Raw genomic sequence first — 15,523 nt, 5'->3', positions numbered from 1 at the left:
ATCGTAAAGGTGGGAACGATGTCCAATCCCGGAACAATCTCTTCGATAAAGGTTACAAAACCTGCTATCTGCCCCATTTTTCCTTTATACATCCTGGTCATTAACCATCCGGCAACCGGCGCCCAAATGACGTCTGCAAAATCACCTATGAACGGTAGTGCGAAGGATAAGGTTCCAATGGCATCAAAACAGAGGCCCAGGAATAAGTGTTTGAATTTGTGTTACTCATAAAACGTACTATTTATGTCAATATATAGTACAATAAAGATGCCAAAACCAAATATAGCCCCTTCCTTACTACTTCATAGAAGAACGGTCCATAGGTTTAAAACGCGCGATACGAGCTAACGGCGTTACGAAAGGTTGGAACCCAAAAGTTTAAGGAACTCGTTTCTGGTTTCTATTTTTTCAAATTGTCCTCGAAATCCCGAAGTGGTGGTTACCGAATTTTGTTTTTGCACCCCGCGCATCATCATGCACATATGAGAGGCCTCGATTACTACGGCTACACCCTTGGGTTTCAAGGTATCGTTGATACACTCTAAAATATCATGGGTCAGCCGTTCTTGTACCTGCAAACGTCTTGCAAAAACATCGACCACTCTTGGAATCTTGCTCAACCCTACAATATGTCCGTTTGGAATATAGGCGATGTGGGCCTTCCCAAAAAACGGGAGCATATGGTGCTCACATAGGGAATACAGCTCAATATCCTTGATTATGACCATATCGTCATATTCTTCCTTGAACATCGCCCCTTTAAGAATATCCACGGCATCCTGTTTGTACCCTTGCGTTAAAAAAAGCATTGCCTTTGCCGCACGTTCCGGGGTCTTTAGCAACCCCTCCCGCGAAACATCTTCACCGATTTCATCAATGATTCCAGCAAAACGGTCTTTAACATCATTGGTAATTTCAAGATTGTATTCTTCTAAATTTCGGTACGGGGACATAGTTGTTTTTAATTTTGTTTATCTATTTAAAGTAAAGATTAAACAAAAAGTTTGATCTTCCACTTTTCACGGCAAATTTAACCTTTTATTATGATGTGGTCACAAGCCAGTAAAATTGTGTTTCCATGCTCTTGGCCGGTTCTATTCCTTGGAACATTCATTAATGACCGAAACTGCCACAAAACCATCCCTTTCATAGTGTTTTGAGTTTTAATGGAGCATAGGGACCATGCCCAAACCAAAAAAACATCCTGTTTTTATGGCATTTTTCAACTCTCCCGACAAAGTTCTAATGCGTAAACCGGGTTAAAAAGGTATTTTTGTATCGTCTTTCCACAAAAAACCATATCAAAATAGTTTAGCCATCTTATGATTAGAGCGAGTAATATTCAAAAGTTTTATAATGATTTAAAGGTACTAAAGGGTGTTGATCTGCATATTGAAAAGGGTACCATCGTTTCTATTGTGGGAGCCTCGGGTGCCGGAAAGACCACTTTGCTACAAATATTGGGCACATTGGATGTACAGTCCAACAAAAAGGATAGTGCGTTAAGCATAAACGGAATCGATGTCACCCATCTCAACGATAAGGAACTCGCTAAATTCAGAAATGAACATATTGGATTTATTTTTCAATTTCACCAATTATTGCCGGAGTTTACCGCTTTGGAAAATGTGTGCATACCCGCTTTTATAAAAAAGACACCGAAAGATAAAGCCGAGAAAAGGGCCATGGAACTTCTTGATTTTTTGGGCCTATCGGAACGCTATCATCACAAACCCAGCGAGCTTTCCGGAGGTGAACAACAACGAGTGGCCGTTGCCCGGGCACTGATCAATGGCCCCTCGGTCATTTTTGCGGACGAACCGAGCGGTAACCTGGACACGGAAAGTGCCGACAACCTGCATCAACTCTTTTTTAAATTGCGGGACGAGTTTGGGCAAACCTTCGTTATCGTCACCCATAACGAACATCTTGCAAATATGGCTGATCGTAAATTTACAATGACCGATGGCTACATCAGCAGTAAAAGCAAGGTTGTCGCCCCTGAGGTTACTTCGGACCAAAACGGGCCACAACCCTTGAACGAATAGTATGCTAGGTACATTTTTGGCTTTTCTCAAAAAACCTGTCTATGAAGATGATCTCAATCGCGATTTCACCTATCGGATTATGGTTTTTTGGCGCTTGTTGGTGCTTGCCCTGCTATTCAGTTTTGTATTCGGCATACTTAACGCCGGTTTAAAACAAACGATGGGGCTCGATCTCGGAAAACATGCCATAGACGATTTCATGGAACGTTATCCCCCCTGGTTGCTGCTGCTTGCCGCCGTAATATTGGCTCCGGTATTGGAAGAGTTGGTCTTTCGCGGACCGCTGGTATTTTTTAAAAATAGCCGTTTTTTTGATGTGGTATTTTACGTACTGATATTGGTTTTCGGATTTTACCATATTACCAATTTCGAATGGAGCAGGGAAGTTTTTCTTTGGTCGCCCCTACTGGTAGCCCCCCAGCTAAGCGTAGGTCTTTTTTTGGGATTCCTAAGGGTACGGTTCGGACTCAAATGGGCAATCGCACTTCATGCGGCTTACAATCTGGTATTGATCGGTCCGTTGGTACTCCTGCAACTTCTTGATATTGAAATCGGATAAACCTGAATATGAACAAAAAGGAACTAAAGGCGTTTTTGGACCTAAAAGTAGCCCAATACAACCATCCGAAATTTCTGGAAAGCGACCCGATACAGATTCCCCATCGGTTCACGCTGAAGGAAGACATTGAAATTAGCGCGTTCCTTACCGCGACCATCGCATGGGGCAATCGAAAAAGTATTATTACCAATGCCCTTAGGCTTATGGAGCATTTGGGACAGGCGCCGACCGATTTTGTAATGAACCACACCAATAAGGATCTTGAGGGGTTACGACCGTTCGTGCACCGTACGTTCAACGGTGACGATCTTATTTATTTTATGGGCAGTCTACAAAACATCTATAACAACCATGATGGTCTGGAAGGGATATTCTCCAAAAATCCTCAAAAAGGTACCCTGCAACCGGCCATTGCCGAATTCAAGAAGGTTTTTTTTGAACTTCCCCATGCGCAACGCACCACTAAACACGTTAGCGACCCGGAAAAAGGATCGGCAGCCAAACGCATCAATATGTTTTTGCGATGGATGGTGAGGGACGCCAACACCGGGGTCGATTTTGGGCTCTGGAAAAAAATTGAGCCCTCCCGATTATCCTGTCCTTTGGACGTCCATTCCGGAAATGTCGCCCGAAAGTTAAAACTCTTAAAGCGCAAACAAAACGATGCCAAGGCCGTCCGGGAACTTGATGACAATCTTAGAAAACTAGACCCCATTGATCCGGTAAAGTATGATTTTGCGCTTTTTGGGCTCGGCGTTTTTGAAAAATTTTAGGCCCTACAATAAATCGACCGGAAGTAGTACACGGTCAACAATATGTATGGTTCCCCTTCCTACATTTATATCGCCCTTAACTATTTTTGATGTTTGACCGGTTTCGTCGATCAGACTAACGAACGCTTCTACCGATACACCTAATCTTCCCCCTTGTTTCATTGTCAACGACTGTTCCCGTGATAGGGAAGCAACTGTTTTTCTTTGTCCAACGAGGCAATGGTATTTTAAAATTTCCGCTAAAAGTAACACCTCATCACCTGTTCTAAAATCCCGTAAACCAGAATTTCCGTCCATGTTTTCCAACAAAAAGGATACCGCTTCGTTCGATGGAAGAAAAAGGGTAAACTCCTTTTCCCAGATGTCCTTCAAGTGACTTCCCAATAGGGTGGTTATGGTGAGTGCTTCCCGAAGCTCCAAATCCATATCGGACATTAGGTTTAGTATTTGTTGTTGGGTTCCATTCCCAATTTCCTGAACTACCGATAATGGTAACAAAAGTCTATCGACCAGGTGTACATAACCGTTATCTGCCTTGATATCGGTGGTTGAAATCATTGTTTCCAAACCCGTGGCATCGATCACTACGTATCCATTGGGTTTCCCCAAAAGCTGCAAACTATCGGCCTCGGAAAGGGTCGCATGGGCTGTAGTGCTAAATTCAGCTGCAGGCAGGGACTGTGGTAGGATATGATACATGAGTATTTTTCGCAACAATGCTATTTCGCTTTCCGTATCAATATCCTCCAAATTAGAAATGGCCTCCCCAAGAAAGGGGAATAATGCTGTCAACACGTTGTTCTCCGGAGCAAAAAGGGTATACGTTCCGTCCTGTCTAAGCAAGTTTTCCAAACCCGTCAGTTCTAAGGCTTTTTGCAACAAGGAGAACTCTGGTTTTTTGGTCATCAGTTCCCCTATGGTTCCCCTATTGGTATCCGAAGGATTTCGGACAAGATCGACCAATTCTTGTGGAATCAAAATTTTATCGACAATGTGTAAACTGCCGTTTGCAGCTTTGCGGTCGACCGCTACGAAATTCGCGTTAGTGTCACTGGCATCAACAATGACGGTTTTGCCATCAACCCGTGCTGTTGCCAAAGCGTTCCCTTCCAAAAGCGTGGGTAAATCGCCGTTAGGGATATTGTTTAGGGAATATTCCGTGCCAACCACATGGTACAACAGTAGCTTCTCCAATAATTGAACCTCCAGAAAATTATCAAAGTCATCAAAATTCTCGTATCCTTCCCCCAATGTTTCGAATAATTGCTCAATGGCCCTATTGGATGGCGCAAAAACAGTGTAGGGCCCCTCAGTGTTGAACCGATCTCTTAATCCCGCTTTGATTAAAGCATCGTTGAACCCGGAGAGGTCTTCCGAAGTTTCAATCAAGCTGGCCAAGGTTTCTTGGGGGAACAACGCTTCCGCAACCCTCTCCGGAATCATAACTTTGTCGACGATATGCAATATGCCGTTTGAAGCCAATATATCTAAATCCGTAAGTTTCCCGAGTTCATTGCTTTCGTCGGCCAAATAAATAGCCTCGCTTACCGCAACCTTAAGGGTATCCGATAGTACCGTTTTTAAAATCGACCCGTCCGTAAGTGCTTCGCTTTCTTTTTGGGCCGCCGTTACCACATGATACCGTAAAATTTCAGAAAGTAACCTTTTCTCATTTTCCGTATCAAAATCTTGCAACCCGCCAAAGGCTTCCAGACGGTCAAACAAATTTGTCCATGCCCGATCGGAAGGGGCAAAAACCGTTTGGGATTTGGTATTTTGAATGACCTCCGTAAGGGAAGGATCGTTAGCCAATGCAGCCGAAAAATCCTCGATTTCCGGAAGTGAAGCGACTACCGATATAATATCCCGCAACGACTCCCCATCCAGTTCTGGAACGCTAGGTGCGGAATCATCATTTTTGGAACAACCATTAGAAAAAATGAACAAAAGCGACAAGGCTACGGCTTTTGTAATCGTTAAATAAGTATGCTTTCTTTTCATGGTAAAGGTGCTTTTTTAATGTTATCTGTCTGTTCAATACTGGTTGTCACCAGTTGCGGTAGTAGCTCATCTACCTTGGTATCCGAGAGCGTCTTCACGAATGCGACCAGGGCATCCACTTCATTGTCGGTAAGCTGTAGTTCATCGAACGGTAAGGTTTGGTGGGGCAGGTCGAAGCCCAATCCCGCTCCTCCCCCTTTGTTGTAAAAATCCATCACCTCATGTAATGTGGCATACGCTCCATTGTGCATGTACGGAGCGGTAAGGGCACTATTACGAACCGTTGGGGTCTTGAACATTCCCATATGCAGCTCTTCCTGATATTGCGAAAAGAAGCCAACATCGGTATCGAGTTTGTTATTTTTGGCCGTTTGAGCCACGCCGATCACCTCTTTCTCCGTTTCGTTATAAAAAGGGGGCACCGTACCATTGGTCAAGGGCATAAAGTGGCAGGTAGCGCAAAGTGCCTTGCCCATAAAAAGATTCATCCCTTGTTGTTCCTCGGCCGTAAAGGTATCTTCTTCGCTACGCATGTTCCGGTCGAATTTGGAGTTAAAACCGTTCAAAGTGGCCACGTAAGCGGAGATGGCCCGTACCACTTCCCTATTTTTTTGGGGGATTTTGCCATATGCCTTTTTAAACTGTTCCGTATACGTGCTGTCGCTTAAAATGGCATCTGAAAACTGATGGATCTTGGTATTGAATTCTTTTTCGTTTTCAAAGACCGCACTGATCTGATTTTCCAAGGTCGGGGACCGACCGTCCCAAAAAAAACTTCTTTGAAAAATGGAGTTCAACAATGTCGGTGTATTCCTCGATAGCGGCCTTCCCTCATTATCGACATTTACGGCAAGTCCGTCAGCGTATGCCTTTTCGGGTTGGTGACAGCTAGCACAGGCCATCGTACCATTGGACGATAACTTAGGGTCAAAAAAAAGCTTTTTCCCTAAAGCGATCTGGGTGTCTGAAGGATTTCTATGGGTCGGCGGAACAAAATAATCGGTATTCCAGGTATCCGTCTCAAAGAACGTAACGGCATCAAAATTGAACGGTTTGTTGTTTACCCCTTCCCAAAGTCCGCTAGCCTTTCGAATGGCCACCCAATCCCTTGTGATCGGATTCATGTGTTCCCTTATAAAAGTATACCGATCAAACGTTTCAAACGCTGTATTGCGCTCGATAAAACGAACGGCCCGAGCAATATGGTCTTTAAACTGGCGGTCCAATTCCGGTCTGCGTTCCTGTATAATGGACGCAATGCTTTTTTCATATACTTCTTTTAGTGCATCCAACGAAACGGCACTCTCGGCAATTCCCAAATGACTTACAGGGGTATCGAAGCCGGATATGCCAAAACTGATGATCCGCAACAACTGTTGGTGGCTCGCAATAAAAAAACGTTGTGTATTCAATGGTTTCTCGCGGACAGTGGTGGCAAGGTTTACCAGAAGTCCCCTTGTAAGCGATACCTCCTTTTCGAAATCCTGTTGGGAAACCCCTCCATCAAAAATACTTTCGGCCATTTTTTGAAGCCCAAAAGGTTCCAACACCTTGCCAGTATCCTCCAAATATACCGGAAGTGCCGGTCCATTTGCACGATGCCCGATGGGCGGGTTCAAATAGGAAGCATAGGGTTCCGCTTTTTTAAAGGCAATTCGCAGTGCTGCAAAGGTTTTTTTGGTATCCGGATGGGTAACGGGTTTTTGTAACAGCAGATCGATCAATCGCAGACACTCGTCCATGTGTACTTTGTAATACGTATGCGCCGCACTCCAATCAACGACTCGCCCGCTGAGGAGCGTAGTTACTTTTTCCTCTTTGCAAGCGGTTAAAACTGTACAGATGCACAGGACCAAAACATATGTTTTTTTCATCTGTTTTAAATTTTATAGTTTGCTGAAAATGAATAAACTAAAAGTTAATGCTCATTCCACAGCGTTTTGTATGTGGGATAAGGTATCAGCAACAGCTGGTTCCCCCGGTTTTAAAAAAGTTCAAAAGCCCCCATCATATCGACAGGGGCCTTAAACAAACACTTGAAGCACTATCTCGGCAGTCCTCTTAAAAGCACGATCTGACCACCTTGATCGTCTTCCCTAGCTCCGTTGGCAATGGCATCGGGGCGGGTTTCCATATCATGGCCGTCTACATTTTTAAAGTCATCGCTTTCCCAATAATGCGGTTGTAGGTTCAGTATGAAAGTATCCGGTTCCCCGACCTTGTCGGAAATATCGATCAAAGCGCCATATTCACCACTAAGACCCGTACTTCCTGTAGGATCTAAGTCTTGACGGACGACCATTTCCAAGACGACCTTATTGTTCTGTCCGTTTAGGTCGGATTGATAGATAAAGGCCGAATGCCCCCTATCAAAAGAATTTGGATCTTCTTGATAGTATACAAAGTTTTCGGTCACACAAATGTTATCGGGACTTTGAAGACTGGCCACATTACCATCGGCATTGTTGGTATCCGTATTCCCGCTTACAATTTGGGTGAGCTTTCCAGTGAACGGACTATGGTCATCCAAACGTAGTCGATATACCGTTCCCCAGTCGTTATAGGTACCTCTTCCCGGTCCCCTTCCGGTAACCGCAAAAAACACGTTTCGGGCATTGGCATCGGTTCCTTTTTGATAATCTACATCTTCAACCCGCATAAAGGCAGAGGCTCCTACAGCTACACAGGCATCTTCCATTTCACTCTTGGTAAGCTGTTTTCCGTCTTCTATTTCTACAAACTCCACGTCGTAGGTAACTCCATAATCCAAGTTGCTTTCGTTATAAATGGTGCCGGGGACAACTTCGGCAACCCCACCTTGGCCATCGGATACTTGTTTGAACTTGAGTACATAAATTTTTCCACCGTACAGGTCGGCATCCCCATTTTCGGAATAGTATAGCGTAACCTGTCCTTCAGAACCGCTGGAATCATCGTCGCCACCGATAATAACGGTTCGTCCGTTGTAGGCGCCTTCAGGTAAGGGCACGGCGTTTTCCCATGCAAATTCTCCCAAGGCATCCAGTCCAAAGTCTGCGGTGGGGGTCGGCGTGTCCACGTAGGGGTCAATTCCCTTGACATCGTAGTTAAAACTTTCGGAAGCGGATAGAAAAAGGTCTCTAGAGCCACCATGTATGGCCGCTTCCCACATGGTTCCGGAGCACTGTCGTGCAAAATCGGCCACGCCTGAATTCAGCAACCAATCGCCACCAATGGGATTGAAATTTTTATCCAACTTAATACGTGACACCGCGTAATCGTCCTCGGCGTTGGTTACATAAATATAGCCATCCCCATCCTTTAACAGGCCCGCACCGTCTTGGGCGCCCACCAATCGAAAACCATCTTCCAATACGTCGCTAGAACTCAAAATGGAATACGCATCCACATAGTTAAATTGAGGGGTCAGGGCGACCAAGGGATCTAAATTCGATTTGTTTTCAAAAATTGTCCCGGACTCATCCTCTCCGGGACCATCACCGATGAAATCATCAACGAACTCGCAAGAACTAAAGAGTACCACCCCTGCGCCGAGTAGTATTTTTTGTACTGTTTTCATAAAAGCGTTTTTAGGTTTTAATATGATCCCAAAACTACCGTAGCACTTTTATGAAGAGGTTAGTGTAACATTTTTAAACATTTAGCGCGGCTTTACCAAATGGTTACTACGTAAATTCTGTGTAAAACCAATGAACCCTTTTATTTAAATTAAAGTTAAAACAATGAAAATCAACGCTTTAAAATTTAGGCTTGCTACAGTATGCCCATCTTATACCATTTTTGCTTTGAAATTACCCAAATAAAAAGCCGCTATTTTTTGCTTGGACGAAAAAGAAAAATCAAGCATAGCAGTAGCTACGGTTGTTTTTTATTTTGAAGGATTAGTGGAAAAGGGCAATTTTTAATGGGTAATTTCAAGGTAGAAATGGTATTATCTTCGTTTGGGTCCCGGAAACCCTGCGGTTCCCCTACTGTACGGGTATCGGTTGCTATAAAAATTATCGACTTCGAAATCTTTTGCGACAAAAACCTTAATTTCGTGGAAACCGTGAATATCCCAGTCGACCATATCCAAACCTTAGGCCCAGATCGTTTTTCCGATATTGGTGTTCATCTCCCTATGTTGTATTAAATGTTTACCGCAATACCATAACACTATGCCCTTAAAAAACGTTTTGAACACTTTGCGAATCATTCATGGCGCACTGACCATGGGGCTTATAGTATTTACCCTTTTCGTCTTTTACCGAGCAAACAGTTTTATTGCCAGAATGGATAACGAGGACTTTTTCACTTATTTGGTACCCTTGGGCGGGGCAATAGGTTATTTTTTAGGGAAATGGCTGTTCGCAAAGCAGGTTTCCGTTATAGCAAAAAACGAGCCCTTGAATACGAAACTTGCTAGGTACCAGTCGGCATCGTTGATCAAATTTGCCCTTTTGGAAGCACCGGCATTTTTGGCCCTTTTTGCCTATTATCAGAACGGTAACGCACTGCATTTGACCATAGCCCTGTTTTTGATTACGTATTTGGTTTTTCAGCATCCTACATTAAAGCGGGTCATAGGGCATTTGGACTTGGCCAAGGACGAAATACAACAATTACAATAAAAACAATTTGTAGCGCCAACGAGTTACAGGATAACATCTAGTAGACACAACATGGGAAGACTTAAAATTTTACTACTTTCGGCCATGTTCGGAAGTACCCTGGCCACTAATTTAATGGGGCAGGACTGGCCCAACCTGAAAGCGTTCGAAGCTGACAATGCGGCCATAGGCCCGCCCAAAGAGGGTGAGAACCGTGTTGTTTTTATGGGGAACTCCATCACCATAGGTTGGTTGGAGGCCCGACCGGACTTTTTTAAGGGCAAGCCCTATATCAACCGTGGTATCAGTGGGCAAACCACGCCACAGATGCTTGTACGCTTTCGGCAAGATGTACTGGACCTCTCCCCAAAAGTAGTGGTACTACTGGCAGGCACCAATGATATCGCCGGAAATACGGGTCCCTCATCCCTAAAGATGATCATGGACAACATCCGATCGATGGCCGAACTGGCAAAGACGAACGGCATTAAGGTCGTCCTTTGCTCCGTATTACCGGTGTACGACTATCCTTGGAAACCCGGTCTGGAACCGGCCGAAAAAATTATACGTTTAAACAAGATGATCAAGGAATATGCCCTTGCGAACGACTGTCAGTATCTGGACTATTTTTCCGCTCTGGTCGACGATCGCAATGGACTGCCCAAGAAGTATGCGGAGGACGGTGTGCACCCTAACGGGGAGGGTTACCGTGTGATGGAACCCTTGGTGACCGAGGCCATTACCACCGCTTTGGAATAGGAGAACGGAATGAGTAACTTCACCCTATCATTAAGGACTAATTTTCATGGCAACGATCGAAGATTTCGAAAAACGATATGATACCATCATTGTAGGTTCCGGTGCGGGCGGTTTGGCAACGGCCATTTGCCTGGCACGTGCGGGACAACGGGTTCTCGTATTGGAACAGCACGACGTTCCAGGCGGATGGTGCCATAGTTTTTACCTCGATGGCCATCGTTTTACCCCCGGTGTCCACTATGTAGGGCTTTTGGGCGAAGGACAGGCGACCAATAACCTTTATCGAGGTTTGGGCATTGCCAATGACCTCGTTTTTTTTAGAATGAATCCAGATGCCTATGAACATGTATGGGTCGGGGAAGAGCGCTTTCATTTTCCCGCTAATTTTGATGGTTTGATCGCCCGGCTCTCCAAACGTTTTCCCAAAGAGAAAAAACGCATCTCAAAATACTTGAACCTCACCCGGAAAGTAAGTGAGGAACTTTACTCCCTACCCTATATCAAAGGTTTTTGGCAAAAGCTCACACTGCCCTACCGTACCCGTCATTTTGGCAAATACGGTCTTTTCACCTTGCGCCGTGTTATCAACTGGCATATAAAGGATCCCTTATTGAAAAACATCCTGAACATCCAATGCGGGGATCATGGGGTACAGCCCCGAAAAGCCGCTTTTGTATTACACTGCGCGCTAATGTACCATTATTTCCAAGGAGGCTATTATCCCATGGGCGGCGGTGGGGCATTGATCAAAGCGATGACCAATGCCATTAAAAAACATGGAGGAACATTGCGGACGGGTACATCGGTGTCAAAAATTTTATTGGAAACCAACGGTAACCTTAAAAAAGCTGTAGGGGTGCAGCTAAAAAATGGCCAACAGTTGTTTGCCGACCGCATCGTATCCAATGCAGATGTCGGCATTACCTATAACGACTTGATCGGAACCGAGCATTTGAGCAAAAAATTGCAGAAAAAACTGGCCAAGACCAAGTATTCCTGTACTTCTTTAATGCTCTTTCTTACGGTGACCATGGACGTACGGGCGGCCGGACTCGATTCCGGAAACATTTGGATGATGCCAAACCGGGATGCCGACGATTTTTATGATGAAATGCTACAGGCCGATATTCGCAAAGGAAAAGCTTTTGAAGGCATGTTCATCAGCTGTACCACGCTGAAAGACCCAGCTTCTTTTGATGGAAAACACCATACCTTGGAAGCGATTACCTTTATCGATTATACCACTTTTGAGCAGTTTAAAAACGAAAAAGAACAACGGTCGCAAGCGTATTTGGAACTGAAGGCCCGTCTTACCGAAAAAATGCTTTGCGGCCTTGAAAAAGTTCTTCCAGGGGTGCGTGAGCACATTGTACAACAAGAGTTGGGCACTCCCGTAACCAATGAATATTATGTGAACACCACAAGAGGAAACGTTTATGGTACCGAAAAGAGCTTAAAACACATCGGTCCGTTTTCCTACCGATCTAAAAGTGAGATCGACGACCTCTACCTCTGCGGGGCAAGTATTCTATCCCATGGCGTGGCGGGTGCCTCCCATTCCGGTGTGGAAACCGCTGCCATCATCCTCGGGTGTGATGCCGATTCGCTAAAAGCGCCTCAGGAAGATCAACACCTGCGAATATACGAGGCGGAGGACGCCACGGCATATCCGGAATGGATGCTCAAAAAAATGGCCGTGAAAAAAGCAAGGGCCCTTGCCAAAAATCCCGATAACACCGTAGTCCGCTAAGTTTGAGGAGCACACCGGACGAATGCATAAAACATCCGTTGTTTGAAAACACTTTGGTGCACTACTGTATTTGCACTTCAAAAGTATCATAACCGCGCTTTTTTATCTTTTTGCTTTTTAAATACAAGCAATAAAGTGGTTTTTGCGAAATAGCCGATCTGATCGCGTTCTTTTACAGCGAAAAATACCTGTTCATTTTAGCCGCGGATGGCAACAAACTACTGATTTAGCACGATAGGATTTAGGAGATTCACTGCGATGTGATTTCATGCGTTGTTATGAATCTTCGCCCTATCAAGTATTAAGTTCAGGATAACAAAAACAGGTATGGATACACCATAGAAAACGATTTATAAAATAAACCTTTCTCTTTTATCGGGGTCTAATGAGGAAACAATCCTTACCATGAAAAAAATCTTCTTGTCCTGTTATACGATTTTGAACTGTATTTTTGGCTTTTGCCAAACGCCACAAGAGGTCGTGGACGCTGCCAAGGTATTTCCGCCAATGCCGACAGGTACTGCGGAATTGGTCCCTTTTATTCAAGGTCCACCCACGTTTGCCTCCGGTGCGCCTTTTAACGATCTTGATTTTACGATTTTAGATACCGACTATATGGATGGGGAAAACAGCGGCGGTGATGTTTTTATGCCGGTAGACCCATCGAACACCTTTCCCGGTGCTGATAAAGTGAAATATATCCGATGCGTAACAAATACCGATTTAAACGAAGTATACAACAGCGCAAATGCCGATAGGATTATCTTGGGTACCCATGAAATGGACACTCCCTTTTTTATGAAGGGAAGCGATGGTATCGATAACGACTATGTAGTAATACAACACTTTGATTTTGAGGCTGGGCGCATTCAACTTAAAGGTGCCCCAACCGATTATAGCCTTATTTATTGCACGGTGGCAGAGGGATGCCAGACCGAGGGTTGGTATCTTTTTTACACTGCCGGCGATCATTTGGATTTGATCGCCTTTATCTTTCCTTGCGATGCCATAGCACCACCCTTGAGCGGCAACCCGCCCAACAACCCCAACCCCCTCTGCAACGGCAGTACGCTTTTGAGCCTTGACAATCCTGTTCAATTCCAGTATGCGGAACCTATTGACACTACCATCGCAATTTCCGATGGCATTGCACAAATAGGGTCCGATGGTAAGGAAATTGTAGGCGGTTTGGCTGTGGATCCCTTCGGGAACTCTTATTTGTTCGGATGTACGGATGGGAATCTCGATGGTAAAGCGACTGCGGACAACGAAATTTTTATTGTTAAGATAAATTTGGATGGTGAGCAGGAATGGGCGACCGAACTCCCCATGACCGAAGGAAGCATATTAAAGGGAGGCACCGCCGATAATCAATTTCTATACGTTTGTGGACGAACATTGGGAAGCTTGCCTGGATTCACCAATGCCGGACTATGGGACGGTATCCTTTTAAAATTAAATTTGAGCGACGGACAAATCGTAGCAATGGACCAATGGGGAAATGCCGGAATTGACGGGTATGGAAACATTGTTCAAGACGATAACGGGAATATTTTTATCTCGGCACAGGGTTCGCCTTTGGGTCCGGCCGATTTTGATGACGTTTACTTGGTGGCAAAACATCGTAAATCCGATTTAAGCAACCTATGGCGACAACTCAATGTTCCGAACACCACGAATTTTGTGTCCTCTGCCGAGGCTTGGGGAGGACTGACTTACGTACCGGGAACACTGCCGGGAGACGGAAGATTAATCGCTGGTGGATGGTACTTTTCCAATATGGGTGCCGATGCTTTTGTTTCGGTCTACGAAAATTTGAATACTGCCGCCCCTACCCGTCCCCATTCCGTAGTAATCGCCTCCCAAGGCGCAAGGGCCGACTGGATTTTGGACAATACCGTGGACAGTAATGGTAATATTTATGTCGCGGGTTTTACGACGGGAAACCTGGGTGCGGCCGCAATGGGCCAAGGCGATGCCTATGTCATGAAATACACCCCACAGCTGACCGACCCGATTTCCGTACAATTCGGAACTACAAAATCTGACCTTGTTCGAAAATTGGAGATCAAGGATGATATGTTGTACGCTGTTGGCTATACCTACGGCAATTATATTGGGGCAAATGCCGATCCAAATCAAGAAAGTGGGGATGTTTTTGTACAGAAATTGGATACCGACCTTACGCTTACGAACGGCATCCAATTTGGCACACCGCACGAAGACCGCGCCTTTTCCTACATATTGGACGATTCACTGTTTTTGGGCGGAATGACCGAAGGCTATATGTCGGGCAACAACCTGGGCACCTTCGATGGTTTCGTAACTACGGTAGATACCAACGACCTCGCATTTACAACACCAATTCTCGATGCGGATGAAGTGGTTTTAGCACCAAGGGTGACCATCTATCCAAATCCCGCCGAAAACGTGTTGAATATCGATATGGGTTCGATAGCTTCCGACAAGGCGACCATGTCCGTTGCAAATGTGATGGGGCAGACCATAAAACGGTATACCACCTACGAGCCGAGCATAAACCTAGAAAACTTTGCGAGTGGAGTCTACTTTTTAACGGTTACCTCCGACAGCCATACCACGACCAAAAAAATTATAAAGCGGTAATTCCAATGTTCCAAACAGCGTTTACGGATAAAACGGAAGCACTCGTTTTACTATAATACTGAATTGGTTTAGCCAAACTTGTTGCTATGCGCTTTTGTTTGGAACCCTGGCCATCTAATTGACCCACTTGATTTCCTTATCCCGATACGTTTTTTCGTTATCCTAAAAAGAACATTAAAGTCGATGACCGAAGACAAAGAACTTCCTCCATAGTGGAACCTATAAAGGAATATCGCAAAAATAATGTAACTTCCTTTGTCATTTTTTACAAGACGAGTTCAATAATAACATCAGACCTCCTTTATAAGCTAAAGAAAACACTCATGGATAAAACGCTAGGATTTATTAGGGCGTGTTAACACTAATTGCATCGAAAATCAGGGCGATATAGATAAAGGCCGTGAACATGACGTCGAGTT

The 15,523-nt window shown here is 44.7% G+C and carries 11 protein-coding genes; 7 read left to right on the top strand and 4 right to left on the bottom strand.

Features of this window, described 5'->3' with window-relative positions:
- Positions 1–353: 353 nt before the first annotated feature.
- Positions 354–953 (bottom strand): GTP cyclohydrolase I FolE, encoded by a 600-nt coding sequence (gene folE, locus ACRD7P_RS16675; protein ID WP_430908799.1) that lies wholly within the window; start codon positions 951–953, stop codon positions 354–356.
- A 369-nt stretch (positions 954–1,322) separates the two neighbouring features.
- Here folE and ACRD7P_RS16670 point away from each other — a divergent pair, with 369 nt between their 5' ends.
- Genes ACRD7P_RS16670 through ACRD7P_RS16660 form a run of 3 tightly spaced genes read left to right on the top strand, consistent with a single transcriptional unit; the run spans position 1,323 to position 3,380 of the window.
- Positions 1,323–2,048, top strand: a complete 726-nt coding sequence (locus tag ACRD7P_RS16670) for an ABC transporter ATP-binding protein (protein ID WP_430908798.1) — start codon at positions 1,323–1,325, stop codon at positions 2,046–2,048.
- Between the two features lies 1 nt (position 2,049).
- The gene (locus tag ACRD7P_RS16665; RefSeq protein WP_430908797.1) at positions 2,050–2,607 is read left to right on the top strand and encodes a CPBP family intramembrane glutamic endopeptidase; all 558 of its coding nucleotides are present in this window, start codon (positions 2,050–2,052) and stop codon (positions 2,605–2,607) included.
- An 8-nt stretch (positions 2,608–2,615) separates the two neighbouring features.
- A complete protein-coding gene (locus tag ACRD7P_RS16660; RefSeq protein WP_430908796.1) occupies positions 2,616–3,380 on the top strand; it encodes a TIGR02757 family protein in 765 nt (254 codons plus the stop codon).
- 3 nt (positions 3,381–3,383) lie between these two features.
- On the opposite strand, the gene ACRD7P_RS16655 is transcribed toward ACRD7P_RS16660, so the two are convergent.
- From ACRD7P_RS16655 to ACRD7P_RS16645, 3 genes are all read right to left on the bottom strand, one after another.
- Complete coding sequence (locus tag ACRD7P_RS16655) at positions 3,384–5,381, bottom strand: fasciclin domain-containing protein (protein WP_430908795.1); 1,998 nt, start codon at positions 5,379–5,381, stop codon at positions 3,384–3,386.
- Positions 5,378–7,255, bottom strand: coding sequence for a cytochrome-c peroxidase (locus tag ACRD7P_RS16650; RefSeq protein ID WP_430908794.1), 1,878 nt, complete (start codon positions 7,253–7,255; stop codon positions 5,378–5,380). The genes ACRD7P_RS16655 and ACRD7P_RS16650 overlap by 4 nt, the downstream gene beginning before the upstream one ends.
- A 170-nt stretch (positions 7,256–7,425) precedes the next feature.
- Entirely contained in the window at positions 7,426–8,940 is a 1,515-nt protein-coding gene (locus ACRD7P_RS16645) for a hypothetical protein (RefSeq protein ID WP_430908793.1), read from the bottom strand.
- A gap of 598 nt (positions 8,941–9,538) precedes the next feature.
- Here ACRD7P_RS16645 and ACRD7P_RS16640 point away from each other — a divergent pair.
- The 4 genes from ACRD7P_RS16640 to ACRD7P_RS16625 all read left to right on the top strand — a co-directional run bounded on the left by ACRD7P_RS16640 (position 9,539) and on the right by ACRD7P_RS16625 (position 15,104).
- Positions 9,539–9,991, top strand: a complete 453-nt coding sequence (locus ACRD7P_RS16640; RefSeq protein ID WP_430908792.1) for a hypothetical protein — start codon at positions 9,539–9,541, stop codon at positions 9,989–9,991.
- Between the two features lie 51 nt (positions 9,992–10,042).
- The gene (locus ACRD7P_RS16635; protein WP_430908791.1) at positions 10,043–10,729 is read left to right on the top strand and encodes an SGNH/GDSL hydrolase family protein; all 687 of its coding nucleotides are present in this window, start codon (positions 10,043–10,045) and stop codon (positions 10,727–10,729) included.
- 46 nt (positions 10,730–10,775) lie between these two features.
- Entirely contained in the window at positions 10,776–12,479 is a 1,704-nt protein-coding gene (locus ACRD7P_RS16630; protein WP_430908790.1) for a phytoene desaturase family protein, read from the top strand.
- A gap of 405 nt (positions 12,480–12,884) precedes the next feature.
- Entirely contained in the window at positions 12,885–15,104 is a 2,220-nt protein-coding gene (locus ACRD7P_RS16625) for a T9SS type A sorting domain-containing protein (RefSeq protein ID WP_430908789.1), read from the top strand.
- Positions 15,105–15,523 lie beyond the last annotated feature (419 nt).

The organism is Maribacter sp. 2-571 (assembly GCF_050589625.1).
GTDB lineage: Bacteria > Bacteroidota > Bacteroidia > Flavobacteriales > Flavobacteriaceae > Pelagihabitans.
This window is presented reverse-complemented; position numbering and strand designations above follow the sequence as displayed.

Excerpts from the sequence above, each read along its gene's own strand:
- folE (WP_430908799.1), bottom strand. The coding sequence starts at position 953 with ATGTCCCCGTACCGAAATTTAGAAGAATACAATCTTGAAATTACCAAT.
- ACRD7P_RS16670 (WP_430908798.1), top strand. The coding sequence starts at position 1,323 with ATGATTAGAGCGAGTAATATTCAAAAGTTTTATAATGATTTAAAGGTA.
- ACRD7P_RS16665 (WP_430908797.1), top strand. The coding sequence starts at position 2,050 with ATGCTAGGTACATTTTTGGCTTTTCTCAAAAAACCTGTCTATGAAGAT.
- ACRD7P_RS16660 (WP_430908796.1), top strand. The coding sequence starts at position 2,616 with ATGAACAAAAAGGAACTAAAGGCGTTTTTGGACCTAAAAGTAGCCCAA.
- ACRD7P_RS16655 (WP_430908795.1), bottom strand. The coding sequence starts at position 5,381 with ATGAAAAGAAAGCATACTTATTTAACGATTACAAAAGCCGTAGCCTTG.
- ACRD7P_RS16650 (WP_430908794.1), bottom strand. The coding sequence starts at position 7,255 with ATGAAAAAAACATATGTTTTGGTCCTGTGCATCTGTACAGTTTTAACC.
- ACRD7P_RS16645 (WP_430908793.1), bottom strand. The coding sequence starts at position 8,940 with ATGAAAACAGTACAAAAAATACTACTCGGCGCAGGGGTGGTACTCTTT.
- ACRD7P_RS16640 (WP_430908792.1), top strand. The coding sequence starts at position 9,539 with ATGCCCTTAAAAAACGTTTTGAACACTTTGCGAATCATTCATGGCGCA.
- ACRD7P_RS16635 (WP_430908791.1), top strand. The coding sequence starts at position 10,043 with ATGGGAAGACTTAAAATTTTACTACTTTCGGCCATGTTCGGAAGTACC.
- ACRD7P_RS16630 (WP_430908790.1), top strand. The coding sequence starts at position 10,776 with ATGGCAACGATCGAAGATTTCGAAAAACGATATGATACCATCATTGTA.
- ACRD7P_RS16625 (WP_430908789.1), top strand. The coding sequence starts at position 12,885 with ATGAAAAAAATCTTCTTGTCCTGTTATACGATTTTGAACTGTATTTTT.